The organism is Cellulomonas sp. (genome assembly GCF_017744555.1).
Classification (GTDB): domain Bacteria; phylum Actinomycetota; class Actinomycetes; order Actinomycetales; family Cellulomonadaceae; genus Cellulomonas.
Genome location: NZ_JAGIBD010000001.1, coordinates 421,210 through 446,493, shown reverse-complemented (window position 1 = coordinate 446,493; position 25,284 = coordinate 421,210). Strand labels below are relative to the sequence as shown.

Genomic DNA, 25,284 nt, shown 5'->3' with positions numbered 1-25,284 from the left:
GGAGCGCACCCCCCGCCTCGCGTCGTCGCAAGGGGGCATCATGAACGGGCTCGTGCTGAGAAGTGCCATCGTCGCCGGCCTCGGCGGACTCCTCTTCGGGTTCGACACCGCCGTCATCTCCGGGACGACCGAGGACCTGGAACGGGTCTACGACATCGGCGGGTTCATGCTCGGGTTCACCGTGGCGACCGCCCTCATCGGCACCATCGTGGGTGCCCTCGCTGCCAGCAGGCCCGCCGACAGGTACGGCCGCCGCAAGGTGCTGTTCCTCATCGGCATCCTGTACTTCGTCGGCGCGCTCGGCAGCGGCCTCGCGACGGACCTGTGGGTCTTCATGCTGTTCCGGTTCCTCGGCGGAATCGGCGTCGGCGTCGCGTCCGTCGTCGCTCCGATCTACACCGCCGAGATCGCCCCGCCGAGGTACCGCGGCCGGCTCGTGGGGCTCGTGCAGTTCAACATCGTGCTCGGGATCCTGCTCGCCTACCTGTCGAACTTCATCATCGAGAACACGCTGTCCCAGGACATCGCGTGGCGGTGGATGTTCATGGTCATGGCGTTCCCGGCCGTCCTCTTCTTCCTGCTCCTGTTCACCGTCCCCGAGACGCCGCGCTGGCTGTTCTCGGTGGGGCGGCGCGACGAGGCCGTCTCCGTCGTCAACCGCACGACCGGCTCGCCCGAGGACGCCCGGTTCGAGATCGGCGAGATCGAGGAGGCGCTCGCGAAGCTGCACGGCGCGAAGCGCGTCCCGTTCTTCGTCGGCCAGAACCGGCGGGTCATCCTGCTGGCCTTCGCGATCGCCGCGTTCAACCAGCTCTCCGGCATCAACGCGATCCTCTACTACGCGCCCGACATCTTCCGGATGGCAGGCGCGGGCGACAACGCGGCCTCCCTGCAGAGCGTCGTCGTCGGGCTCGTGAACCTCGTCGCCACCATGGCCGCGCTCACCGTGATCGACCGCATCGGACGCCGCCGGCTCATGTTCGTCGGGTCCATCGGGTACCTCGTCAGCCTCGGCGCGCTCGCGATCGTGTTCTTCGCGTTCGACGGCGAGTTCTCCGGGTTCTCCAGCGTGCTCGTGCTCGCCGGGCTCGTCGTGTTCATCGCGTCCCACGCCTTCGGGCAGGGGTCGGTGATCTGGGTGTTCATCTCCGAGATCTTCCCCAACCGCATCCGCGCCCGCGGGCAGTCCCTCGGCTCGCTGACCCACTGGGTGTTCGCTGCCGCCGTGTCGTGGACGTTCCCCGGGATCGCGTCCGCGCTGGGCGGAGGGACCGCGTTCGCGCTGTTCTTCGTCTGCATGGTCGGGCAGCTGCTGTGGGTCATCTTCGTGATGCCCGAGACGAAGGGCGTGCCGCTCGAGGAGATGGAGAAGAACCTGGGGATCGAGCTCAGCGAGGAGGACATCGCCGGCGCCGGGTCAGGCCCGCGGGGGCACTGACCTGCGTCAGTACTCGCCCTTGATCACGAAGAACGACCCGCGGATCGTCCCGGCGAGCTTCGACTTCTGGCGCGCGAACTTGAACCGGTCGGCGAGCTCGGCCGGGACGTCCATGCCGTCGGACAGCTTGAACCCGACGGCCCTCTTCCCGCCGTCGTCGAGCGTCCAGAGCACGTTGATCGCCAGGCCCGACTCGTAGAACACGTACGTCCAGCGGATGCCGTCGACCTCGAACTGCGTCGCTTCCAGGGGGCGCGAGGCGATGACGAGGTCGCGCTCCTCCTGCAGGATGCGGTGCACGTACGCGACGTCGTCCTGCGCCTGCGACGCCGGCTCGACCGTGAAGACGTGGTCGTACTTGTTCTTGAAGTAGCGGGCCTCGTTCGCCCGCAGGCCGGCGAGGGCCTCGGCGACCGGGGACGACTCCAGGCCCTCGGTGGAGACGTTCTCGAAATCTACGACGTACGCCACGTGCTCTCCTTCGGTCGGTTCACCTGGTCAGCGATTGAACCGCGTTCCGCACGGACCAGCGAGATCCCACGCCCGCGAGCCGGCGTGGTCCACGCCTTCGTTGCCCCGCGCTCCGGGCGGTGGGAATCTGCGTTCATGCCGGACCCGGGGCCAGCGCGGCGCAGCGGCCTCTACCTGTCGGTGCTGGAAGGCATCGGCCCTGCTGGCCGAACCCAGCGGGCACGGGACGTCGTCGCGGGGGTCACCCTCGCCGCCCTGGCGATCCCCGAGGTCATGGGGTACACCCGGATCTCGGGCACCCCCGTGGTGAGCGGGCTCTACACGATCCTCCTGCCCGCCGTCGCGTTCGCGCTCCTGGGATCCTCACGGCACCTCGTCGTGGGTGGCGACTCGGCGACCGCGGCGATGCTGTACGCCGGAATCGCGTCCCTCGGGATCGCGGAGCTGGCGCCCGGCAGCGACGAGTGGCTGGCGCTCGCGGGCATCGCCGCCCTGATCACCGGGGGTCTGCTGCTGCTCGCCCGCGTGGCTCGGCTCGGATTCGTGGCCGAGTTCATCTCCAGGACCGTGCTCGTCGGCTTCCTCACGGGCGTCGGCATCCAGGTGGCCCTCTCGCAGCTGCCGGGCATGCTCGGCGTGCCGTCCCCCGACGTCGCACCCGACCGGGCGAGCGGCACCGTCATCGCCTTCTGGAGGACGCTCGACGAGCTCAGCCAGGTGCAGGCGGCCACCCTCGCGGTCGCGGTCGCGGTGATCCTGGTCCTCGTGGTCTTCGAGCGGTGGGTCACGCGGGTGCCCGGCGGGCTCGTCGCCGTCGTCGGGGCCATCGTGGCGAGCTGGGCGCTCGACCTCGGCTCTCGGGGCGTCGCCGTGCTGGGACCGGTGCCCGGCGGCTTCCCGCCGCTCGGTCTCCCGTCGGGCGTCGGGTGGGACGAGGCGAGGGCGCTGTTCCCCGTGTGCGGGTCGATGCTGCTCGTCATCCTCGCGCAGAGCGCCGCTACCTCACGGGCCTACGCCGTCCGCTACCGCGAGAGGTTCGACGAGAACACCGACCTCGTCGGCCTCGGCATCGCGAACATCGCCGCAGCGTTCAGCAGCGCGTTCGTGGTCAACGGGAGCCCCACGAAGACGGAGATGGCGGACGCTGCCAAGGGCCGCAGCCAGATCGCGATGCTCGCGATGGCCGCCACGACCGCGGTCGTGCTGCTCTTCCTGACCGAGCCCCTGCAGTACCTCCCCGACGCCGCCCTCTCGGCGGTCGTGTTCGTGATCGGCCTCAAGCTCGTGGACGTCCGCGGCATGCGCGCGATCGCGCGGGTGCGCCGCGGCGAGTTCTACCTCGCCGCCGCGACAGCCGCCGTCGTCGTCGGTGTCGGTGTCGAGCAGGGCATCGTGGTGGCGATCGTGCTGTCGCTGCTCATGCACGTCCGGCGCCACTACATGCCGCACGACCTGGTGCTGACGCTCGACGGCGGCGGGCGGCCCCGCGCCGTGCCCGCCACCCCCGGCGTGGTCAGCGCTCCCGGCCTCGTCGTCTACCGCTTCGGCGTCGGCCTGTTCTACGCCAACGCGAGCCGGTTCACCGAGGAGGTCCTCGGCCTCGTCGAGACCGCCGAGCCTCCCCGCTGGTTCGTGCTGCTCGCCGAGGCGATCGACGACGTCGATTACACCGGTGGGAAGACGCTGCTCGAGGTCGCCGACCAGCTCGCGGGACGGGGCGTCGTGCTCGCCGTGGCCGAGGCCGGCGACGCCGTCGTCCGGGAGCTCGAGCAGTTCGGCGTGGTGGCCGCCATCGGGCGCCAGCACCTGTACCCGACCCTCGACGACGCGCTCACCGCGTTCCGGGCCGACGAGACCGGACGGACGGCGAGCTGACCGCTGCCGCGCGGCGGGCGGGGCCTGGGACGTATGTCCGGGGTGTGGCCCGGATCACGCTGCGAGCATCGGCGTGCAAAGTCCAGACCACATCTGATTCACGGGAGCCTCCGGTGGAGAAGAGACTTGGTGTGGTGTCGATCATCGTGGATCGGTCGGTCGCCCCCGTCGAGAACGTCAATGACCTGCTCACGCAGTTCGGCGACGGAATCATCGGTCGGCTCGGACTTCCCCATCCGGCACGCGGTGTCAACGTCATCACCGTCGTCGTCGACACCTCCGTCGAGCGCGTGTCCGCGCTCACGGGCAAGTTGGGCAACCTCCCCGGGGTCCAGGTGCGGTCTCTCATGGCCAAGACCGTCCCAGGAGGCCCCGTTGCCCCTCCGCCAGACAGCTGAGCTGCGCGCACTCGAGCCGACGCCCGTCCCCTCGGTCCGGTCGCGGTGCGCGGACCTCATCGACACGCTGGCCGACGGCTGCCGCCTCGGACGCGACGGTCTCGTCACCCTGATCACGTCCGCGACGGCGGCGGACCAGGAGCACGCGCGCCGCCGCGCGGTCGCCGTCGCGCACGAGCACTTCGGGAACCGGGTGTTCGTCCGCGGCCTGATCGAGTTCTCCAACCACTGCCGCCAGGACTGCCTGTACTGCGGCATCCGCAAGGGCAATCGCGCGGTCGAGCGCTACCGGCTCGACGCCGAGCAGATCCTCCGCTGCTGCGCGCAGGGCTACTCCCTCGGCTACCGCACGTTCGTGCTGCAGAGCGGCGAGGACGCCTGGTACACGACGGACGTCGTCGTCGACATCGTGTCCCGGATCCGCGCGGCGTACCCGGACTGCGCGATCACCCTGTCGATCGGTGAGCGTGGCCGCGAGGCCTACCAGCGGTTCCTCGACGCCGGGGCGGACCGGTTCCTGCTCCGCCACGAGACCGCGACGGCCGACCACTACGCGCAGCTGCACCCGCCGAGCCAGCAGCTCGCCACCCGGCTGCGATGCCTGGCCGACCTCAAGGAGATCGGGTTCCAGACGGGTGCCGGCTTCATGGTCGGCTCGCCGTTCCAGACGCCCGAGCACCTCGCCGCGGACCTGGCGCTGCTCGCCGAGCTCCGCCCCCACATGGTCGGCATCGGGCCGTTCCTCCCCCACCGGAGCACGCCGTTCGGCGACCGGTCGGCCGGGTCGGTCGACCTCACGCTGTTCCTGCTGAGCCTCGTCCGGCTCATGCTCCCGACCGTCCTGCTGCCCTCGACGACCGCACTGGGGACCGCCCGCCCGGGGGCCCGCGAGCAGGGCATTCAGGCGGGCGCGAACGTCCTGATGCTCAACCTGAGCCCGCAGGACCAACGTGCCAAGTACCTGCTGTACGACGGCAAGTCAGTGTCCGGAGAGGTGGCCGAGATGACGCACGCGGTCCAGCGCTCGCTCGAGCGGATCGGCTACACGATGGTCGTCGACCGCGGCGACCACCCGGAGGTGGCACGGTGAGCCTGCTCGACACGCCGCGGGCGAACCGCCTGCACATCGGCATCTACGGCAAGCGCAACGTCGGCAAGTCGTCGCTGGTCAACGCGATCACGGGTCAGTCGATCTCCGTGGTCTCCGACGTCGCCGGCACGACGACCGACCCGGTGTACAAGGCGATGGAGCTGCACCCCGTCGGACCGGTCGTGTTCATCGACACCGCGGGCCTCGACGACACCGGCGACCTGGGTGGTCTGCGCGTCGGCAAGACGCGCGAGGCCGCGCAGAAGACGGACCTCGCGATCGTCGTGTTCGCCGACGAGCCCGACGTCGAGGCCGAGTGGGTCGCCGACCTCGGCCGGCGCGGCGTCCCCGTGGTGGCCGTGGTCAACAAGGCCGACGAGCTCGCCGACCCCGACGCCGTGCGCACGGCGGTCAAGGAGCGGTTGCGCCTCGACGCGGTGCTCGTCAGTGCGCGCACCGGGCACAACGTCGACGCGGTCCGCGAGGCGATCGTGGCCGCGCTGCCCGACGACGAGCCGGCGAGCATCACCGGCGCCCTCGCGCAGCCGGGCGACCTCGTCCTGCTCGTCATGCCCCAGGACATCCAGGCGCCCAAGGGCCGGCTGATCCTGCCCCAGGTCCAGACGCTGCGCGACCTGCTGGACAAGAAGTGCCTGGTGATGAGCTGCACGACCGACAAGCTCGCCGAGACGCTCGCGGCGCTGGCCCGCCCGCCGAAGCTCATCATCACCGACTCGCAGGTCTTCCCGATCGTGCACGCGGCGAAGCCCGCCGAGAGCCTCCTCACGTCGTTCTCGGTCCTGTTCGCGAGCTACAAGGGCGACATCAGGGCCTTCGTCGACGGCGCGCGCGGGATCGACGCGCTGACCCCGACGTCGCGCGTCCTCATCGCCGAGTCGTGCACGCATGCGCCTCTCGAGGAGGACATCGGCCGGGTCAAGATCCCGGCGCTGCTGCGCAAGCGGTTCGGGCAGACGCTCCACGTCGACATGCTCAGCGGTCCCGGCCTGCTGGAGGACCTCGGCTCGTACGACCTGGTCATCCACTGCGGCGGCTGCATGTTCAACCGCAGGCACGTGCTCTCGCGCATCGACGAGGCGCGCGAGCAGGGCGTTCCCATCACGAACTACGGGATCACCATCGCGCACCTGTCCGGGATCCTGGACTCGATCGCGCTGCCGGACCCGCGATGACGCAGACCGCCGATGCGGCGCCTGCGCCCGTCGGGGCGCCCCCACCGGAGGCCCACGACGTCGCCGCACCCACGTCGGGCCGCGCGCTTCGGCGGCCGGTTGCCCGGACCGTCGTCCGGGCGCTGGTCAGGGCGCTGGTCGGGGCGCGGTACGGCGTCGTGGTCACGGTCGCGGTCGTGGGGCTGTGGTGGCTGGTCTGCGCGCTGCGGCTGCGCAGTGCCTACGTCCTGCCGTCGCCCGGCCGGGTGTGGTCGAGCGCGGTGGCGATGACGGCATCCGGCGAGCTCGCCGAGCACGTCCTCGCCAGCGTCGGCCGCGTGCTGGCCGGGTTCGCGATCGCGTTCACCGTGGCGTCCGCCGTGGGGGTCCTGGCCCTGCTGCGGCCCCGGATGTACGCCTACCTGAGCCCGGCCCTCAACTTCCTCAGGAACGTGCCGCCGCTCGCCCTCATCCCGCTGCTGATCCTGTGGTTCGGGATCGGCGAGACCCCCAAGCTCGTCGTCATCGTCCTCACCGCCTTCGTCCCCATGTCCATGAGCATCACCAAGGGCCTGCGATCGTGCGGCCAGGAGCTGCTCGACGTCGGCACGTCGCTCCACTTCTCCCGGGGCCGCACCTTCGCGCTCATCGAGCTGCCGCACGCCCTGCCGGACGTGCTCGTCGGCATGCGCATCAGCCTGGGCTACGCCTGGCGAGCACTGGTCGGTGCGGAGATGTTCGCGGCCGCCTCCGGCCTCGGCTACCTCATCGTCGACGCCGGGCACATGTCACGCGCCGACAGGGTCATCGTCGGCGTCGTCGCGATCGGCCTCGTCGGCGTCGCGGCCGACCGGCTCTTCGCGCTCGTCGTGCGACGCACGCTCCGCTGGGGGATCGATGACAGCTGGCGCTGAGATCGCGAACCTGCACAAGAGCTACGGGTTGCGGGGCCGCGCCGTCCCCGTCCTGACCGGCCTGGACTTCGTCCAGCGCGACGGGATCACGGTCGTGCTCGGCCCCAGCGGGTGCGGCAAGACCACGCTGCTGCGGATCGTCGCCGGGATGGAGGCGCCCGACGACGGCGTCGTTCGCGTCCGCGGCGACGGCAGGACCGGGATGGTGTTCCAGGAGCCCCGCCTCATGCCGTGGCTCAGCGCTGCGCAGAACGTGGCCTTCGGCCAACGGCGACGTCGCTGCGAGAGTGCGGGGCTCCTGGCCCTCGTGGGGCTGGCGGGCTTCGAGGACGCCCTGCCCCACCAGCTCTCGGGCGGCATGCGGCACCGGGTCGCGCTCGCCCGGGCGCTCGCGAACGGCCCGTCGCTCGTCCTGGCGGACGAGCCGTTCGCCGCGCTCGACCAGGACACCCGCGAGGACATGCAGGACCTGCTGCTCGACGTGCAGCGCACGACCGGCATGAACGTGCTGCTCGTGACGCACAGCCTCGACGAGGCCCTCTACCTGGGCGATCGCATCGTCGTCCTCGACGGCGGCCGTATCGCGGCCGACCACTCGTCGCCCCGGAACGCGGGGCCCCGCACACGCGAGCCGGACCGCAGGCTCGCAGAACTCATCCGCGCCACGCTGCAGAGGAAGCACTCATGACGAAGAAGACGCCGAAGCTCGCCGTCGCGCTCGCGCTCGCCGGCGCCTTGCTGGCGGGCTGCAGCGCGGCCGGCCCCGACCGGGCGTCCGGCACCGACCCTGTGGCTCCGAGCGCCGCGGCCACGAGCGCCGCGCCGGAGATCGACAAGGTGGCCGTGACCTACGTGACGGCGCCGCTCAACGTGCCGTCGATCGTCGAGCGGAAGGCGGGCATCTTCGCCGACGCGTTCTCGGCCTCCGGGATCGACGTGACCTACTCGGAGCTCACGACCGGCCCCGAGCAGACCGCCGCGCTCGCGTCCGGTGACATCCAGTTCCTCTTCGGCGTCGGTGCGACGTCCGTCATCCTGGCGGCCGCGAACGGCGCCGACATCGCCGTCGTCGACACCTACAGCCGCTCACCCGAGGCCTTCCAGCTCGTCGCCGGGCCGAACGGTCCGACGTCCCCGGCGGAGCTCAAGGGCAAGACCGTGGCCGGCCCGAAGGGCACGATCCTGCACCAGCTGTTGCTGGCCTACCTCGCCAGCGGCGGTCTCACGGCGGAGGACGTCACCTTCGTCGACATGCCGATCCCGGACGCTCATGCCGCGCTCGCCGGCGGCAGCGTCGACGCCGCGCTCCTGGCCGGCCCCGCCGCGTACCAGGCGGTCGCCGAGGGCAACCGGACCGTGACCGACGGGACCGGGCTCGTCGGCGCGACGATCGTCGTCGCGACCAGCCGGACGTTCGCCACCGAGCACCCCACCGTCGTCAGCGCGTTCGTCGCGGCGCACCACGCCGTGCTCGACTACATGGCGGAGCGCCCGGACGACGCGCTGGCGATGGCGGCCGACGAGACAGGCCTGAGCCTGGGCGCGGTCCGCGGGATGTTCCAGCAGTACGACTTCAGCCCGACAGTGACCGCCGCGGACGTCGCCTCCCTGAAGGCCACGGAGGAGTTCATGCTGGCGAACGGGATGATCGAGCACCGTGTCGACATCCCCGGCCTCATCCTCGCCGAGGGGTAGCGGGAGCGGCGCGCCGCTCGACGTGATGTCCTGGCCGGCACGGCGGAGGTCAGACGTTGAAGCGGAACTCCACCACGTCGCCGTCGGCCATCACGTAGTCCTTGCCCTCGATCCGGGCCTTCCCGGCGGCACGCGCGGCAGCGACGGACCCGGCGGCGACGAGGTCGTCGAACGAGATGACCTCGGCCTTGATGAACCCCTTCTGGAAGTCCGTGTGGATCACGCCGGCGGCCTGCGGGGCCGTCCAGCCCTGGTGGATCGTCCAGGCGCGGGCCTCCTTGGGGCCGGCCGTGAGGTACGACTGCAGGCCGAGCGTGTGGAACCCGACGCGGGCGAGCTGGTCGAGACCCGCCTCCTCCTGGCCGTTCTCCGCGAGCATCTCCTTCGCCTCGTCGGGCTCGAGCTCGACGAGCTCGGACTCGAACTTGGCGTCGAGGAAGATCGCGTCGGCGGGGGCGACGAGCGCGCGCAGCTCGTCCTGCATCGCGGTGTCGGCGAGGCCGGCGTCGTCGGTGTTGAAGACGTAGATGAAGGGCTTGCTCGTCATGAGCTGGAGCTGGTCGACGTACTCGGGGTCGAGACCCGCCGCGGCAGCGCCGGCGAACAGCGTCTGGCCCTTCTCGAGGACGGCCTGGGCGCCCTGCGCCGCGGCGAGCAGCGCCGGGTCGGCCTTCTTGCCCTTGACCTCCTTCTCGAGACGCGGCACCGCCTTCTCGAGGGTCTGCAGGTCGGCGAGGATCAGCTCGGTCGAGATGATCTCGATGTCGTCCTTCGGGTTCACGGCGCCCGAGACGTGCACGACGTCCGGGTCGGCGAACGCGCGCGTGACCTGGCAGATCGCGTCGGCCTCACGAATGTTCGCGAGGAACTTGTTGCCGAGGCCCTCACCCTCGCTCGCGCCCTTGACGATGCCCGCGATGTCCACGAACGACACGGTCGCGGGCAGGATCCGCTCCGAACCGAACAGGTCGGCGAGCACCTGCAGGCGCGGGTCGGGCAGCGGGACGACGCCGACGTTGGGCTCGATCGTCGCGAACGGATAGTTCGCCGCGAGGACCTGCGCACGGGTCAGGGCGTTGAAGAGGGTGGACTTGCCGACGTTGGGCAGGCCGACGATGCCGATGGTGAGAGCCACGGGCGGAAAGTCTACGGCGAGCCCGGGGCCGGCCGAGCGCGAGGTCCCTACGGGAACGAGACGAGGCGGCTGAGCAGGCGGGTCTGGTTGCGCTCCAGGGCACGGCCGCCGATCCGCAGACCCTGCGCGAGGACCGTCGCGCCGAGCCCGAGCCCGACGAGCACGGTGAGCCAGCCGAGCAGCGCCGACCCCTGCCGCACCGCGACCACGGCGAGCACGATCGTCGGCAGCGTGAGACCGAACGTGACGCCCCACCCCGCGAGCTGCGACGTCATCGCCGCCGTGGACCCGCCCTGGCGGGACCCGAACGGGTTCTCCCCGACCTTCTGCACGGGCATGACGACGAGTGCCGAGGCGACGCTCGCGACGCCGAGTGACGTGAGGAACGCCCCGAGGGACAGCCCGAGCACGGTCGGCAGGTCGGCACCGTGCCCGGTCGCGACCGTCGGCACGACCGCGAACACGAGCACCGCCGGGAGACCGAGCAGCGACACCGCGAGCACCCGGCCGAGCCGGTCGGTCCACCCGCGCAGCGGTGCGGCGACGTGCGTCCAGAAGGCCGTGCCGTCGAACGAGACGTCCTGCGAGATGCTCCAGCCCAGGAAGAACGCGGTGATCGGCCCGACGAACAGCAGCAGCTGGCTGTCGGGGGCGACGACCCACAGGATGAGCGGGAACACCGGGATGAACACGATCGACATCGCGTAGCGCGGGTCGCGGACCCAGTACGTGAGGCAGCGGGCGGTGACCGCGCCGAGCGGTGTCGCGGGGAGCCGGCCGAACCAGCCCAGCCCGCGCGCCCTCGTCGACGCCTCCTCGTGCGGCGGGTTCACCGCGGCGTGCGCGAGCGCCTTGTCCCAGACAGCCGCGAGGACCAGCACCGTGGCGAGCGCGACGGCGAGCCGCGCGAGCGCCCCGAGCGGGTCGCCGTCGGTGACCGCCGCCGGGACCGCCCAGGCGGCGCCCAGCGGCGTCCAGCCGAGCACGAGCACCGCGCGGTCGAGCGCACCCGGCCCGACGTCGATCCGGTGCGCCTGACTCAGCAGCGGGCCGAGCAGGATGAACGGCAGCACGACGAGCGCCGCGAGGACCTCCCGGAACCGCCGCTTGGCGAGCAGGGCGGACATCAGCGTCGTGGTCGTGCGGCTCGCGACGATGCACGTGAGCACACCGACGACCGAGCCGACGACACCGGCGACGAGCGCGAGCGGGTCACGCCACCAGACGGCGCCCATGGCGAGCGCCACCACCGCGGTCACCGCTCCGGGCACGCCGACCAGGGCGCCGATCGCGAGGCCCGTCACGAGGGCGCGCCGCGGGATGGGGAACAGCACGAACCTGGCCGGGTCCACGGTCGCGTCGACGCCGAACGCGATCAGCGGCACGAGCGCCCACGCGAGCACCAGCGCGGACCCGAGCAGCACGGTGATCGTCGGCAGCAGGTCCGGGCGGGTCGCGCTCGCGGTGACGAGCCCCGCGACCCCCAGCACGAGCACGACGAGCCCGTAGAGCGCCGCGACGACGAGCCCCACGATCTGCCACGCGCTGCGCCGCAGGCCGTTGCGCAGCAGCGTCAGCTTCAGTCGGACGAGGTGCGCAACCACGCGAGCCCCTCCCCGCCGACGCGTCCGCCGACGAGCTCGACGAACCGGTCCTCCAGGCTGACGTCGCCGCGCACCTCGTCGACCGTGCCCGCCGCGAGCACGTGCCCGCCCGCGATCACGGCGACGTGGTCGCACATGCGCTGGACCAGGTCCATGACGTGCGACGACACGATCACGGTGCCGCCGCTCGCGACGTACGACGCGAGGATGTCCCGGATGTTCGCCGCGGACACGGGGTCGACCGCCTCGAACGGCTCGTCGAGCACCAGCAGACGCGGGGCGTGCACGAGCGCGCACGCGAGCGCGACCTTCTTCGTCATGCCCGCCGAGTAGTCGACGACGAGCGTCTTCGCGTCCGCCGCGAGGTCGAGCGCGCCGAGCAGGTCGGCCGTGCGGGCCGCGGTCGTGTCGCGGTCCAGGCCGTGCAGCAGGCCCGCGTACGTGATGAGCTGCGCACCCGTGAGCCGGTCGAACAGCTTCACACCGTCGGGGAGCACGCCGAGGGTGGCCTTGACGCCGACGGGGTCCGCCCACAGGTCGCGGCCGTGCACCAGGACCGTGCCGAAGTCGGGCTGCAGCAGCCCGGTCGCCATCGACAGCGTCGTCGTCTTCCCCGCGCCGTTCGGCCCGACGAGCCCGTAGAACGACCCGGCCGGCACCGACAGGTCGATGCCGGCGACCGCGATCTTCTGGCCGAACCGCCGCCACAGCCCCTGCAGCAGCAGGGCGGGCGGCGCCGTGACGGGCGCTGTGGAGGGGGCGTCCTCGGGCGGCATCCGGCCAGCATAGGACCCGCCCCGTGCCTGGTCAGGCCCCCGTCCGGGTGCGCCGGCCGGGCGGCTGTCGGTGGTGCCTGAGAGGGTGCGGGCCATGGACACAGGGATGCTGGTCGGCCTCGCGCTCGGCCTCGTCGTGGGCGGTGTCGTCGCGTGGCTCCTCGCGTCGTCGCGGTCCGCGGCAGGGGTCGCCGACCGGCTGCGCGCCGCCGAGGTGGACGCCGCGCGCGCCCGTGCGGCGCTCGACGCCGAGCGGGCGGCGACCGCCGAGCGGCTCGACGCCGCGCGGGCCGACTCCGAGCGGCTCGCGGAGCAGTTCCGGGCCCTGGCCGCAGACGCGCTCGCGACGAGCACCGACCAGTTCCTCGCCCTCGCGCACCAGCGGTTCGCCGCCGACCACCAGACGCAGGTCGGCGAGCTCGCGCAGCGCGAGCAGGCCGTACGGGCGATGGTCGAGCCCCTCGCGCGCACCCTCGAGCACGTCCGGGCCGAGCTGTCGACCGCCGAGAAGGCACGCGCCGAGGGCCACGCCGCGCTCGGTGAGCAGGTGCGGGCGATGCGCGCCGCGTCCGACCAGCTCCGCGGCGAGACGTCGCAGCTCGTCACCGCGCTGCGGTCCTCGCAGGTGCGCGGGCGGTGGGGCGAGGTCCAGCTCCGGCGCGTTGTCGAGGCCGCGGGCATGCTCGCGCACGTCGACTTCGTGGAGCAGGAGCAGGTGCGCACCGACGACGGCCTCCTGCGGCCCGACATGGTCGTGCGCCTGGCGGGCGGCAAGCAGATCGTGGTCGACTCCAAGGTCGCGTTCCTCGGGTTCCTCGACGCGGTGCAGACGACCGACGAGGCCGTGCGGGCCGACCGGCTCGCCGCGCACGCCCGGCACGTCCGCAAGCACGTCGACGACCTCGCGGCGAAGCGCTACTGGGACCAGTTCGCGCCCGCGCCCGAGCTCGTCGTGATGTTCGTGCCTGCCGAGTCGTTCCTGCACGCCGCCGCCGAGCAGGACCCGGGGCTCATCGAGTACGCGTTCGAGCACAACGTCGTGATCGCGACACCCGTGACGCTGCTGACCCTGCTGCGCACGGTCGCCTACGCCTGGCGGCAGGACGCCCTCGCCGACAACGCCCAGGCCGTCCTCTCGCTCGGCAAGGAGCTGCACGGCCGGCTCGCGACCATGGGAGCGCACCTCGCCCGCCTCGGCCGCGCGATCGACTCCGCCGCGGGGGCCTACAACCAGACGGTGTCGTCGCTCGAGACCCGCGTGCTCGTGAGCGCCCGGCGGTTCGCGACGCTCGACGTGGTCGACGGCGACCTGCCGACGCCCGCGCCCGTGAACCCGCAGCTGTCCGTCGTGACGGCGCCCGAGCTGGTCGCGTCGGCCGAGGAGCAGGTCGTCACGCTCGACCGCGCGATGCTGGACCGTGACACGCTCGACCGGCTCGCGCTCGGTCCCGAGGGGGCGGACCGCGACGAGCAGTCGCTCCGCGACGCCGTCCGACCGGCCACGACCGACGAGGGCGGCGCGACCGCGACGACAGCCTGAACGCCGCCAGGCGGGCTGGACGGCCGACGGCCCGAACGCCGCCACGTGGGCTGGACGTCCGACGGCCTGAACGCCGTCAGGCGGGCTGGACGTCCAGGGACCGGCGGCCCTCGCGACGCGGCGTGGTCGCCGGGTTGCCGGCGGCCTTGAGGTCGGCGCGGAGCTCGCGGGGCAGCGAGAACATGAGGTCCTCGGTCGCGGTACGCACCTCCTCGACCTGGCCGAACCCGTGCCCGGCGAGCGCGTCGAGCACGTCACGGACGAGGATCTCCGGCACGGACGCCCCGGACGTGACGCCGACGGTCGTCGCGCCGACGAGCCACGCCGGGTCGATCTCCTGGGCGGTGTCGATCCGGTACGACGAGCGCGCACCGGCCTCGAGCGCCACCTCGACGAGCCGCACCGAGTTCGACGAGTTCGCCGAGCCGACGGTGATGACCACGTCGCACTCGGGCGCGAGCTTCTTCACGGCGACCTGCCGGTTCTGCGTCGCGTAGCAGATGTCGTCGCTCGGCGGGTCCTGCAGGTGCGGGAACTTCTGGCGCAGGCGGCGGACCGTCTCCATGGTCTCGTCGACCGACAGCGTGGTCTGCGAGATCCACACGACACGCTCGGGGTCGCGGACCTCGATGTGCTCGACGGCGTCGGGCGAGTTCACGACCTGGATGTGATCCGGCGCCTCACCCTGCGTGCCCTCGACCTCCTCGTGGCCGTCGTGGCCGATGAGCAGGATGTCGAAGTCGTCGGCCGCGAACCGCACGGCCTCCTTGTGCACCTTGGTGACGAGCGGGCAGGTCGCGTCGATCGTCTGCAGCGACCGGGCCGCGGCCGCGGCGTGGACGGCAGGCGAGACTCCGTGCGCGGAGAACACGACGCGGGCACCCTCGGGGACCTCGTCCGTGTCGTCGACGAACACGGCGCCGCGGGCGGCGAGCGTCTCCACGACGAACTTGTTGTGCACGATCTCCTTGCGGACGTACACCGGCGCGCCGTAGTGCTCGAGCGCCTTCTCGACGGCCACGACGGCGCGGTCGACGCCCGCGCAGTAGCCGCGGGGCGCCGCGAGCAGCACGCGCTTGGCGCGGTCGGGGGTGGCGGTCGCGGCAGCGGCGGCGCGGGGCTCGCCGGCTGCGTCGGTCGGCGCGACGGGCGCGCCGGTGTTCGAGGACGTCACGTCGTGAGTCTACGGTCGCCGCAGCCCGCGACCCGGCCCGTGCCCCCGGCGGGCGGTGCACCTGCACGCGTCCTGCACGCGGAGCACACGGCCGCACGCTGTCGGTGTCATGGGGCAGGCTTGGCCGGGTGAGCATCGAACCCGCCGCTGCGTCGGACCGGCTGGACCGTCCGGACACGCCCGACGGCACCGTGCGGGCGTCCGCGGGGCCGCTGCCGCTCAAGGCGGGCGACACCACCCCCGAGCGCCCCTGGCCGGTGCGCCATCTCGCGCCGAAGATCGCGGACTACATCGCCCGGATGCCCCCGGTGTGGGTCGAGGGTCAGGTGCTCAACCTCAAGCGCTGGAACACCCTGTACTTCCTCACGCTGCGGGACACCGACCTCGACATGTCGCTGTCGGTGACCGCCCCGGCGCGGGCGATCGCGCCGATCGCGGACCGGCTGGCCGACGGCTCGCACCTCGTGGTCCACGCCCGGCCGCAGTTCCACGCGAAGAAGGGCGACCTGACGTTCGCGGCGGACGACCTTCGGCTCGTCGGTCTCGGCGAGCTGCTGGCCCGGATCGAGCACCTCAAGGGTGTGCTCGGCGCGGAGGGCCTGTTCGACGCCGACCGCAAGCGTCCGCTGCCGTTCCTGCCCGCGGTCGTCGGGCTCGTGTGCGCGCAGCAGGGCGACGCCGAGCACGACGTCGTCTCCAACGCGCGCGCCCGCTGGCCCGCGGTGCAGTTCGAGATCCGCCGGGTCACCGTGCAGGGCCCGCGCGCGGTGCCCGAGGTGCGCGCCGCGATCGCCGAGCTCGACGCGGACCCGCGCGTCGAGGTCATCGTCGTCGCGCGCGGCGGCGGCTCGTTCGAGGACCTGCTGCCGTTCAGCAACGAGACGTTGGTCCGCGCGGCCGCCGCGTGCCGGACACCGCTGGTGAGCGCGATCGGGCACCATCTCGACTCGCCCCTGCTCGACCTGGTCGCGGACCTGCGCGCCTCGACGCCGACCGACGCCGCGAAGCGCATCGTGCCGGACGTCTCCGAGGAGCGTGCCCGGCTCGTGCAGGCACGCACGCGCGCCCGCGCCGCGATCACGCACCGGCTCACGCGTGAGCAGGCGGGGCTGGACCACTGGCGCAGCCGGCCCGCGCTCGCCCAGCCGGCGACGCTGGTCGACGCGCACGAGACGCGGCTGCACACGCTGCGGGACACCGCCCGGCGCGCGCTGCACACCGGGCTCGTCCACGGCTTCGCGGAGATCGCCGGTCTGCGGGCGCAGGTCCGGGCGCTGTCGCCCGCGGCGACGCTCGAGCGTGGGTACGCGGTCGTGCAGCGCACCGACGGGCACGTGGTCCGCGACCCCGCGGACGTGGAGTCGGGCGACGCGCTGCGGATCCGGGTCGCGGCCGGCGAGCTCGCCGCGACCGTCGCCGGGGAGCCGACGGACTGAGCCAGACGGCGTCACCGGGACCGGTCGGCCGACTCCGACCTGCGAACCGCACCCGCCGGTCGCTCGCGCCGCCGGCCGTTCGCGCCCGCCGGCCCGCTGCCGCCCGTGGGGCGGACCGGTGCGACCGTGTCGTCGGCGGCTGGTTGACTGGCCCTGTGCCGAAGACGACGACGGACCCCCGATCCGCCCCCGCACCCGACGACGCAGCCGCCGGCTCGGTCCACGCGGACGTGAGCGGCCTGACGTACGAGCAGGCGCGCGACGAGCTCGTGACCGTCGTCAGCCGTCTGGAGGCGGGCGCGGAGTCGCTCGAGGACTCGCTCGCCCTGTGGGAGCGCGGCGAGGCCCTCGCGGCCCGCTGCCAGGAGTGGCTCGACGGTGCTCGGGAGCGTCTCGCGGCCGTGCGTGAGCCCGCCGGCGGGTCGGCGCGAGGAGTCAGCCAGGCGGGCGTGCAGGACGAGGAGGAGACCCGATGAGCACGGACGGACGCGCACTGGTCGTCGGCGAGGCCCTCATCGACGTCGTCGAACGGTTCGACGGCTCGCGCGGCGAGCACCCGGGTGGCAGCCCGGCCAACGTGGCGCTCGGCCTCGGTCGGCTCGGCCGGCACGCGGACCTCCTGACGTGGCTCGGCAACGACGTCGAGGGCGACACGATCCGCCGCCACCTGGAGGCGTCGGGCGTGCACGTGCTCACGGGCAACCGGTCGGCCGCGCGGACACCGACGGCCACGGCCCACGTCGACGCAGCGGGTGTCGCGACCTACGAGTTCGACCTCGAGTGGGACCTGCCGGACTCGTGGGACGAGGACCCGGGCGACCCGCTGGTCGTGCACACGGGCTCGATCGCCGCCGTCCTGCAGCCCGGCGGTGCCGCGGTCGCCCGCACGCTCGCCCGGTACCGGGAGACGTCGACGATCACGTACGACCCGAACCTGCGGCCCGCGCTCATGGGGTCGCCGGAGCACGCTCTCCCCCACGTCGACGCGCTCGTGCGGCTGGCGGACGTCGTCAAGGTCAGCGACGAGGACCTGGCGTGGCTGCACCCGGGCGTCGCGCCCGCCGAGATCGCCGAGCAGTGGAGCCGGTCAGGCCCGTCGCTCGTCGTCGTCACGCACGGCGGCGAGGGGGCGTTCGCGAGCACGGCCGCCGGGGCGCGGCTCCACGTGCCGGCGCCGGCGGTGACGGTCGCGGACACGGTCGGGGCGGGCGACTCGTTCATGGGCGGCCTGATCGACGGGCTGTGGAGCGCGGGCCTGCTCGGCGGCGACCGTCGTGGGGCGCTCGCGGACATCGACGCGGCCACGGTCGAGGCGGTCCTGGCCCGGTGCGTGCGCATCGCGGCGATCACGGTGTCGCGCCCGGGCGCGAACCCGCCGACGTCGGCCGAGCTCGACGCCTGACGCGGGGAGCACCGCTCAGGCGCTCGCCGACGCCGCCTCCCGCTTCTTGGCCCGCTCGATGGACGCCTTGCGGTCCTTCTCGTTCTGCGCGTCGATCTCGCGCGCCGCGTCGGCGTCGTAGGTGAGGTTCTCGCCGGACTCGGGGTCGAACACGAGCATCTTGGCCGGGTCGAACCACAGGGGTGCGTCGTCGCCGTCGCGCACCCGGGAGTCGGACGCGAGCGCGACGACGAGCTGGGTGCGCAGACCTTCGCCGTCGAGGTCGCGGTCGAGCTCCTCGAGCTTGCCGGCGACCTCGGGCCGCGTCTCGAACGGCACGTACGCGTACAGGTCGGAGCCGAGCCACTCGGTGACGTCGACGGAGGCGGTGAACGGGACGCCACCGGCACGACCCTGCTGCTGGATGACGGCGTGGTCCTCGAAGTGCTCGGGCCGGATGCCGACGATGACGAGCGTGCGGTCACCGAGCCGCCGGCGCAGGTCGTCGGTGAGCGGCACCTCGGCGAACGGCAGCTTCATGACGTCGCCCTGCACCTCGCCGGGCACGAAGTTCATGGGCGGCGAGCCGATGAACCCGGCCACGAACAGGTTGACCGGGTGCTCGTAGAGGGCGCGCGGCGACGCGACCTGCTGCAGGTCGCCCTTGCGGAGCACCGCGACACGGTCGCCGAGCGTCATGGCCTCGGTCTGGTCGTGCGTGACGTACACGGTCGTGGTGCCGAGCCGGCGCTGCATGCGGCTGATCTCGGTGCGCATCTGGCCGCGCAGCTTGGCGTCGAGGTTCGACAGCGGCTCGTCGAACAGGAACGCGTCGGCCTCACGGACGATCGCGCGGCCCATCGCGACGCGCTGCCGCTGCCCGCCGGACAGGTTCGCGGGCTTGCGCTGCAGGTGGTCCTGCAGCTCGAGCGTCTCCGCCGCGTACGTCACCTTCCGGCGGATCTCGTCCTCGCTGTACTTGCCCTTCTGGAGCCGCAGCGGGAACGCGATGTTCTCGAACACGGTGAGGTGCGGGTACAGGGCGTAGTTCTGGAACACCATCGCGAGCTTGCGGTCGCGCGGGGCGCGCTCGTTGACGCGCTTGCCGGCGATCTGCAGCTCGCCGTCGGTGATGTCCTCCAGGCCGACGATCATCCGCAGCAACGTCGACTTCCCGCACCCTGACGGTCCGACGAGGATGACGAACTCGCCGTCGGCGATGTCGAGGCTCACGCCCTTCACCGCGAGGAACCCGTCCGGGTACCTCTTGACGATGTCGGTCAGCGTGATCGCAGCCATGGATCCTCCTTCGGGGTCAGCCCTTGACGGCGCCCTGCGTCAGGCCGGAGACGATCTGCCGCTGGAACAGCAGCACCAGGATCACGACGGGGATCGTGACGATGACCGCCGCGGCGGAGATGGCACCCGTGGGCTCCTCGAACTGCGAGGCGCCGGTGAAGAACGCCAACGCGGCGGGCACCGGGCGCGCGCGGCTCGTCGAGGTGAGCGAGATGCCGTAGACGAAGTCGTTCCAGGCGATGAAGAACGCGATGAGCGCCGTGGTGAACACGCCGGGGGCCGCGAGCGGGACGATCGCCTTGCGGAACGCCTGCCAGGTGGTGGCGCCGTCGACCTGCGCGGCCTGCTCGAGCTCCCACGGGATCTGCCGGAAGAACGCCGCGAGGGTCCAGATGGAGATCGGCAGCGTGAGCGACAGGTACGGAATGATCAGGCCGAGCCACGTGTCGTACAGGCCGATCTGCCGCCACAGGTTGAACAGCGGCGTGACGATGGAGATGACGGGGAAGATCGAGACCCCGAGCGCGGTGGTGAGGATGAGCCGCTTGCCACGGAAGTCGAGCCGGGCGATCGCGTACGCGGCGAGCGTCGCGAGGACGACGGCGATGGCGGTCGCGATGAGCGAGATGCCGATCGAGTTGCGCAGCGACGGGACGAACAGGTCCCGCGCGGACCCGTCGGGCCCGAGGATCTGCGTGTAGTTGTCCCACGTCCAGTGCACCGGCAGGAACGTGCCGAGGTTGAGCTCGCCGGGCAGCTTGAACGACGTCGCGAAGATCGACGCCACCGGGAACAGCGTGTACGTGAAGACGACGATGACGATGACGGCCCAGCCGATCTTGAGCCGGGTGGACATGCCGCGCATCAGCTCTCCCCCCTCGCACCGGCCAGGTCGACCTTGAAGAGCTTGATCGCGATGAAGCAGATCCCGATGACGCAGAGGAACAGCAGCACGGAGATGGCGGAACCGAGGCCGATCTCGAGGCGCCCGATGGACGTGCGGTAGGCCAGCAGGGACAGGACCGTGGTGCCGTTCGCGCCGTTGGTCATGATGAAGACGTTGTCGAAGATGCGGAACGCGTCGAGCGCCCGGAACAGGACGGCGACCATGATCGCGGCCTTCATGTTCGGCAGGGTCACCCGCCGCAGGCGCTGGCCCCACGTCGCGCCGTCGACCTCGGCCGCCTCGTCGAGCTCACCCGGCACCTGCGCGAGGCCGGCGAGCAGCAGCAGCGAGATGAACGGCGTGGTCTTCCAGATCTCGGACGCCATGATGACGAACAGGCTCGTGCCCTGGTGCGCGAACCAGTTGAGGTCCTGCGAGATGCCGGGCACCCAGTCGAACCAGCTGTTCACGAAGCCCGACGTGATGTCGAACATGTAGAACCACGCGAACGCCGAGACGACCGTGATGATCCCGTACGGCACGAGGATCACGGTGCGGAGCACGCCGCGCAGGCTCTTGATGGCCCGGTGCATGAGCAGCGCGAGGATGAACCCGAGCACGACCTCGACGAGCACGGTGACGACCGTGATGAACAGCGTCACGCCGAGCGCCTGCCAGAACACCGGGTCGGTGAGCACGACCACGTAGTTGTTGAGCCCGATGAACGCCTTGTCGTCCGGCGCGGTGAGCCGGTAGCGGTACAGCGAGTCGAAGAAGGCCTGCAGGATCGGGTAGACCGTCACGGCCAGCATGACGACGAACGCCGGTCCGGCGAGCCACCACCCGAGCCGCCGTTCGGCCTTGGTCCGGTCGCTCAGCACGACCTTGGTCTTGGGCTCCTTCGCGACGTCCTTCGCGATGGGAGCCGTCTGCGCCGTCATGACGCCTCCCCCCTCACAGCAGCGCCTCGCCGTGCAGCACGGCGGTGATGAAGTCGGTGGACCGTTGCGGCGTCGTGTCCGGGTTGACGGACGACGGCGGGTGCCACGTCTCCTGCAGGCCCGTCGACACCTCGTTGTAGTACGGCGTCTGCGGGCGGGGCGCAGCCTGCTCGAGCGACTGCCGGATGACGTCGGCCATCGGGAACGCCTTGTGCACGGCCGGGTCGTTGTACGACTCCGTGTTGGACGGCGGGTTGCCGTTCGCGACGAAGTAGTACGCCTGGTTCTCCGGCGTGACGATGCACTGCGCGGCGTCGAACGCGAGGTCCGTGTGCTTGCTGAACGCGCCGATCCCGAGGTTGATCCCGCCGTAGGGCGGTGCCGACGGCTGCGCGGCGTCCGTCTGCGGGTACAGGGCCCACCCGAAGTCGTCGACCAGCGACTGCGGGAGCGTGCCCTGCTCGACGGACGCGTTCGTGGCGGACCAGACGAACGGCCAGTTCACCATGAACGAGCCCTTGTCCCCCTGGAACACGGTGAGCGAGACGCCCTCGTCCTCGGTCGGCAGCGACGGCCCCGCGATGTTCTCGCGGCCGATGGTCCCGATGATGTCGGCGGCGGCCTTGCCGGCCGGGGTGTCGAGGCCGAGCTTGAGCTCGTCCGCCGGCGCCTGGGGGTTCTCGAGGATCTGCCCGCCGGCGCCCTCGATGAGCGCGTTGATCCAGACGGTGAGCGACTCGGCCTTCGCGCCCTGCACGCTGAGGAACTTGTCCTGGGACTTGGCCGCGTCCATGATCTGCTGCCACGTCACGGGCCCAGCGGCGGGGTCGATACCGGCGGCCTGTGCGACGGACTTGCGGTACCAGAGCAGCTGGGTGTTCGCCCAGAACGGGACGGTGACGAGCTTGCCGTTCCACGTCGCGCCCGCGAGCGCACCGGCCACGACGTTCTGCGAGACCTTGGCGGCGACGTCGTCGGGGATCGGCGCGAGGAATCCGGGCTCGGACAGCTCGGGGATGAACGGCGGGTCGAGGCTCATGATGTCGATCGACGAGTCGCTGGCCGCGAGCCGACGGGCGAGCTGCTCGCGCTGCGACGCGGCGTCGCGCGGCAGGATCGACACCTCGATGCTGTAGGCGCCGCCCGACTGGTCGGTGCAGCGCTTGGCGATCTCCGCCTGGCCGCCGTCGTCGGGGTTGATGAACCACGTGAGCACCGGCGGGCCCGACTCCGCCGAGCACGCGGCGAGCGGCAGCAGCGCGGCCAGCGCCGTGCCCAGTGCCAGAGCTCTCGTCCGCCGTCGCACCGTCTCCCCCAATGCGCGAGACACCCTCGTCCGCAGGTGCCGTCCGATTCGGACGTATCACCTGGTCCCTGGGTACACCCGTCCAGGAACGCGCGCCACCCCAGCAACCGCCCGGAACGTGGTCCGGCCTGCACGGACGGCGTGTCGGGTGCGACCATGGCCGACGTGCCGAACACCCTGACTCCCGCCCAAGCCTGGTCCGCCCTCCGGGAAGGGAACGACCGGTTCGTCCGCGGCGAGATGCAGCATCCGTCCCAGGGCGTCGACCGGCGCGCCGAGCTGTCGGCCGGGCAGGCCCCGTTCGCGGTGCTGTTCGGCTGCTCGGACTCCCGCGTCGCCGCCGAGATCATCTTCGACCAGGGCCTGGGCGACCTGTTCGTCGTCCGGACCGCCGGTCACGTGCTCGACACGACGGTGATCGGGTCGATCGAGTACGGCGTCGAGGTCCTGGGTGCGCCACTCGTCGTGGTGCTCGGCCACGACTCGTGCGGCGCGGTCGCCGCCGCGACGGCCGCGCTCAACCACGGCGACCTGCCCCGTGGGTTCGTGCGGGCCGTCGTCGACCGGGTCATCCCGAGCATCGTCAACCTGGCGGGCGGCGCGACCGAGCCCGTCGACCCGGCCGAGCTGGGGCACGAGCACGTCAAGCACACCGTGCGGATGCTGCAGGGCTACTCGGTGTCGCTCGCCGAGGCCGTCGCCGAGGGGCGCTGCGCGATCATCGGCCTGGAGTACACGCTGGCCGACGGCAAGGTGCACCTGTCGGAGACCATCGGCGACCTGTGACGCCCGCGCGGCTGCGCGTCACCGGCTGCTCCGGGGCGGGCACGTCGACGCTCGCCCACGCGGCGGAGGCAGGGCGGCCTCAGAGCCAGGAGTCCTCCGGCCCCGGCCGGGCACCCGGCTCGTCGTCGTGCGCGGTGGCCCGCTCGCGCCAGTACTGCGACCCGTCCTGCCGCCGGCCGACGAGCCCGGCCTCCACGAGGTCGCGCCGCAGCCGCACCGGGTCCGGGCTGACGGTGGTGAGCCGCTCGGTGAGGTCCGACTCCGACGCGGCCTCCCCCGGCGCGATCAGCCGCGACGCGAGGTGCTCGAGCACGAGCAGCCGGTCGTCCTGACGTCGCGGGGTGCGGACCAGCCGGCCGTGCTCGAGGAACCGCTCGGCGGGGCAGGCGTCGGTCGGTGTGACGTCGTCCATACCGCCATCGTGACGCGTGGGAACGGTCCACGCCGTGCGGCAGGATGAACGCATGACTTCTGACACCGTCCCGGGGGCGACGCAGCCCGACGTGACCGCGGCCGACGCGACCCAGTACCGCATCGAGCACGACACCATGGGCGAGGTCCGCGTCCCGGTGGACGCCCTGTACCGGGCGCAGACGCAGCGGGCCGTCGAGAACTTCCCGATCTCGGGCACGCGCCTCGAGCGCAGCCACATCGAGGCGCTCGCCCGCATCAAGAAGGCCGCCGCCCGCGCGAACGCGGAGCTGGGCGTGCTCGACGCGGACGTCGCGGATGCGATCGTCGCGGCCGCCGACGAGGTCGCCGGGGGCGCGCACGACGGCGACTTCCCGATCGACGTCTACCAGACGGGGTCGGGCACGAGCTCGAACATGAACACGAACGAGGTCGTCGCGACGCTCGCGTCCCGCCGGCTCGGCCGCGACGTGCACCCGAACGACCACGTCAACGCCTCGCAGTCGTCGAACGACGTGTTCCCGACGTCGGTGCACGTGGCCGCGACGGCCGGTGTCGTGCGCGACCTGGTGCCGGCCCTGGAGCACCTCGCCGAGGCGCTCGAGGTCAAGGCCGACGCGTGGAAGACCGTCGTGAAGTCGGGCCGCACGCACCTCATGGACGCGACGCCCGTGACGCTCGGCCAGGAGTTCGGCGGGTACGCGGCCGCGATCCGGTACGGCGTCGAGCGCCTGCAGGCCGCGCTGCCCCGTGCCGCCGAGGTGCCGCTGGGCGGCACGGCCGTCGGCACCGGCATCAACACCCCCGCCGGGTTCCCGCAGCGCGTCATCGCGCTGCTCGTCGAGGACACGGGCCTGCCGCTGACCGAGGCGCGCGACCACTTCGAGGCGCAGAGCTCGCGCGACGGGCTCGTGGAGCTGTCGGGTGCGCTGCGCACGATCGCGGTGAGCCTGACCAAGATCTGCAACGACCTGCGCTGGATGGGCTCGGGTCCCAACACCGGTCTCGGCGAGATCGCGATCCCCGACCTGCAGCCCGGGTCGTCGATCATGCCCGGCAAGGTCAACCCGGTGATCCCCGAGGCGGTGCTCATGGTGGCCGCACGGGTCGTCGGCAACGACGCGACCGTCGCCTGGGCCGGTGCGTCGGGCAGCTTCGAGCTGAACGTGCAGATCCCCGTGATCGCCGCGGGCGTGCTGGAGTCCGTGCGGCTGCTCGCCAACGCGAGCCGGCTGCTCGCCGACAAGACCGTCGCCGGTCTCGTCGCGAACGAGGACCGCGCGCGGGCGTTCGCCGAGTCGTCGCCGTCGATCGTCACGCCCCTCAACCGGGTCATCGGGTACGAGGCCGCCGCGAAGATCGCCAAGCACGCCGTCAAGCAGGGCGTCACGATCCGGCAGGCCGTCGTCGACCTCGGCTACGTGGAGCGCGGCGAGGTCACCGAGGAGCAGCTCGACGCGGCCCTGGACGTGCTGAGCATGACGCGACCGCCGCAGGCCTGACGCGCGCAGGAAGGCCCGGCGACCCCGAGGGGTTGCCGGGCCTTCGTCGTCCCG

24 protein-coding genes are annotated in these 25,284 nt (G+C 72.1%); 14 read left to right on the top strand and 10 right to left on the bottom strand.

Annotation, left to right across the window (positions count from 1 at the left end):
• The first annotated feature begins 40 nt into the window (after positions 1 to 40).
• Positions 41 to 1,438, top strand: coding sequence for a sugar porter family MFS transporter (locus tag J7523_RS02015; RefSeq protein WP_291881575.1), 1,398 nt, complete (start codon positions 41 to 43; stop codon positions 1,436 to 1,438).
• Positions 1,439 to 1,444: 6 nt separating this feature from the next.
• On the opposite strand, the gene J7523_RS02010 is transcribed toward J7523_RS02015, so the two are convergent.
• Positions 1,445 to 1,909, bottom strand: coding sequence for a phage tail protein (locus J7523_RS02010; RefSeq protein ID WP_291881573.1), 465 nt, complete (start codon positions 1,907 to 1,909; stop codon positions 1,445 to 1,447).
• A gap of 135 nt (positions 1,910 to 2,044) precedes the next feature.
• Here J7523_RS02010 and J7523_RS02005 point away from each other — a divergent pair, with 135 nt between their 5' ends.
• The 7 genes from J7523_RS02005 (at position 2,045) to J7523_RS01975 (ending at position 9,053) form a co-directional block, all read left to right on the top strand.
• Positions 2,045 to 3,784, top strand: a complete 1,740-nt coding sequence (locus J7523_RS02005; protein WP_291881571.1) for a SulP family inorganic anion transporter — start codon at positions 2,045 to 2,047, stop codon at positions 3,782 to 3,784.
• Positions 3,785 to 3,897: 113 nt separating this feature from the next.
• Positions 3,898 to 4,182, top strand: a complete 285-nt coding sequence (locus tag J7523_RS02000; protein WP_291881570.1) for a TM1266 family iron-only hydrogenase system putative regulator — start codon at positions 3,898 to 3,900, stop codon at positions 4,180 to 4,182.
• Positions 4,160 to 5,272, top strand: coding sequence for a [FeFe] hydrogenase H-cluster radical SAM maturase HydE (gene hydE, locus J7523_RS01995; RefSeq protein WP_291881569.1), 1,113 nt, complete (start codon positions 4,160 to 4,162; stop codon positions 5,270 to 5,272). Before J7523_RS02000 ends, hydE begins: the two co-directional genes overlap by 23 nt.
• A complete protein-coding gene (gene hydF, locus J7523_RS01990; RefSeq protein ID WP_291881568.1) occupies positions 5,269 to 6,465 on the top strand; it encodes a [FeFe] hydrogenase H-cluster maturation GTPase HydF in 1,197 nt (398 codons plus the stop codon). Before hydE ends, hydF begins: the two co-directional genes overlap by 4 nt.
• A complete protein-coding gene (locus tag J7523_RS01985; RefSeq protein ID WP_291881567.1) occupies positions 6,462 to 7,358 on the top strand; it encodes an ABC transporter permease in 897 nt (298 codons plus the stop codon). Before hydF ends, J7523_RS01985 begins: the two co-directional genes overlap by 4 nt.
• Positions 7,342 to 8,046 carry an ATP-binding cassette domain-containing protein gene (locus tag J7523_RS01980; RefSeq protein ID WP_291881566.1) on the top strand — a complete coding sequence of 235 codons (705 nt, stop codon included), beginning with the start codon at positions 7,342 to 7,344 and terminating at the stop codon, positions 8,044 to 8,046. Before J7523_RS01985 ends, J7523_RS01980 begins: the two co-directional genes overlap by 17 nt.
• A complete protein-coding gene (locus J7523_RS01975; protein WP_291881565.1) occupies positions 8,043 to 9,053 on the top strand; it encodes an NrtA/SsuA/CpmA family ABC transporter substrate-binding protein in 1,011 nt (336 codons plus the stop codon). The genes J7523_RS01980 and J7523_RS01975 overlap by 4 nt, the downstream gene beginning before the upstream one ends.
• Before the next feature lie 49 nt (positions 9,054 to 9,102).
• On the opposite strand, the gene ychF is transcribed toward J7523_RS01975, so the two are convergent.
• The 3 genes from ychF to J7523_RS01960 are packed head-to-tail and all read right to left on the bottom strand — an operon-like array spanning position 9,103 to position 12,568.
• On the bottom strand, positions 9,103 to 10,188 hold the full coding sequence (gene ychF, locus J7523_RS01970; protein WP_291881564.1) for a redox-regulated ATPase YchF: 1,086 nt from the start codon (positions 10,186 to 10,188) through the stop codon (positions 9,103 to 9,105).
• Positions 10,189 to 10,235: 47 nt separating this feature from the next.
• Entirely contained in the window at positions 10,236 to 11,792 is a 1,557-nt protein-coding gene (locus tag J7523_RS01965; protein ID WP_291881563.1) for a hypothetical protein, read from the bottom strand.
• The gene (locus tag J7523_RS01960) at positions 11,768 to 12,568 is read right to left on the bottom strand and encodes an ABC transporter ATP-binding protein (RefSeq protein ID WP_291881562.1); all 801 of its coding nucleotides are present in this window, start codon (positions 12,566 to 12,568) and stop codon (positions 11,768 to 11,770) included. The genes J7523_RS01965 and J7523_RS01960 overlap by 25 nt, the downstream gene beginning before the upstream one ends.
• Before the next feature lie 94 nt (positions 12,569 to 12,662).
• On the opposite strand from J7523_RS01960, the gene J7523_RS01955 reads away from it, so the two are divergent.
• On the top strand, positions 12,663 to 14,108 hold the full coding sequence (locus tag J7523_RS01955; RefSeq protein ID WP_291881561.1) for a DNA recombination protein RmuC: 1,446 nt from the start codon (positions 12,663 to 12,665) through the stop codon (positions 14,106 to 14,108).
• Positions 14,109 to 14,184: 76 nt separating this feature from the next.
• On the opposite strand, the gene J7523_RS01950 is transcribed toward J7523_RS01955, so the two are convergent.
• Entirely contained in the window at positions 14,185 to 15,282 is a 1,098-nt protein-coding gene (locus tag J7523_RS01950) for a 4-hydroxy-3-methylbut-2-enyl diphosphate reductase (protein WP_291881560.1), read from the bottom strand.
• 191 nt (positions 15,283 to 15,473) lie between these two features.
• Here J7523_RS01950 and xseA point away from each other — a divergent pair, with 191 nt between their 5' ends.
• The 3 genes from xseA (at position 15,474) to J7523_RS01935 (ending at position 18,120) form a co-directional block, all read left to right on the top strand.
• Positions 15,474 to 16,718, top strand: a complete 1,245-nt coding sequence (xseA, locus tag J7523_RS01945; protein WP_291881665.1) for an exodeoxyribonuclease VII large subunit — start codon at positions 15,474 to 15,476, stop codon at positions 16,716 to 16,718.
• 230 nt (positions 16,719 to 16,948) lie between these two features.
• Positions 16,949 to 17,194: an exodeoxyribonuclease VII small subunit gene (locus J7523_RS01940; protein WP_291881664.1), complete on the top strand. Its 246-nt coding sequence runs from the start codon at positions 16,949 to 16,951 to the stop codon at positions 17,192 to 17,194.
• Positions 17,191 to 18,120 (top strand): carbohydrate kinase, encoded by a 930-nt coding sequence (locus J7523_RS01935; RefSeq protein ID WP_291881558.1) that lies wholly within the window; start codon positions 17,191 to 17,193, stop codon positions 18,118 to 18,120. Before J7523_RS01940 ends, J7523_RS01935 begins: the two co-directional genes overlap by 4 nt.
• Positions 18,121 to 18,135: 15 nt before the next feature.
• Here the strand turns inward: J7523_RS01935 and ugpC are convergent, their stop codons facing one another.
• Genes ugpC through J7523_RS01915 form a run of 4 tightly spaced genes read right to left on the bottom strand, consistent with a single transcriptional unit; the run spans position 18,136 to position 22,531 of the window.
• Positions 18,136 to 19,398 carry a sn-glycerol-3-phosphate ABC transporter ATP-binding protein UgpC gene (gene ugpC, locus J7523_RS01930; RefSeq protein WP_291881556.1) on the bottom strand — a complete coding sequence of 421 codons (1,263 nt, stop codon included), beginning with the start codon at positions 19,396 to 19,398 and terminating at the stop codon, positions 18,136 to 18,138.
• 16 nt (positions 19,399 to 19,414) lie between these two features.
• Complete coding sequence (locus J7523_RS01925) at positions 19,415 to 20,263, bottom strand: carbohydrate ABC transporter permease (protein ID WP_291881554.1); 849 nt, start codon at positions 20,261 to 20,263, stop codon at positions 19,415 to 19,417.
• Positions 20,263 to 21,225 (bottom strand): sugar ABC transporter permease, encoded by a 963-nt coding sequence (locus J7523_RS01920; protein ID WP_291881552.1) that lies wholly within the window; start codon positions 21,223 to 21,225, stop codon positions 20,263 to 20,265. Before J7523_RS01920 ends, J7523_RS01925 begins: the two co-directional genes overlap by 1 nt.
• Positions 21,226 to 21,238: 13 nt before the next feature.
• Positions 21,239 to 22,531 (bottom strand): extracellular solute-binding protein, encoded by a 1,293-nt coding sequence (locus J7523_RS01915; protein WP_291881549.1) that lies wholly within the window; start codon positions 22,529 to 22,531, stop codon positions 21,239 to 21,241.
• 156 nt (positions 22,532 to 22,687) lie between these two features.
• Between J7523_RS01915 and J7523_RS01910 the strand changes: the two genes are divergently transcribed.
• Entirely contained in the window at positions 22,688 to 23,317 is a 630-nt protein-coding gene (locus J7523_RS01910; protein WP_291881547.1) for a carbonic anhydrase, read from the top strand.
• 79 nt (positions 23,318 to 23,396) lie between these two features.
• On the opposite strand, the gene J7523_RS01905 is transcribed toward J7523_RS01910, so the two are convergent.
• Positions 23,397 to 23,729, bottom strand: a complete 333-nt coding sequence (locus J7523_RS01905; RefSeq protein WP_291881545.1) for a DUF2087 domain-containing protein — start codon at positions 23,727 to 23,729, stop codon at positions 23,397 to 23,399.
• Between the two features lie 52 nt (positions 23,730 to 23,781).
• Here J7523_RS01905 and J7523_RS01900 point away from each other — a divergent pair, with 52 nt between their 5' ends.
• On the top strand, positions 23,782 to 25,230 hold the full coding sequence (locus tag J7523_RS01900; RefSeq protein WP_291881543.1) for a class II fumarate hydratase: 1,449 nt from the start codon (positions 23,782 to 23,784) through the stop codon (positions 25,228 to 25,230).
• Positions 25,231 to 25,284 lie beyond the last annotated feature (54 nt).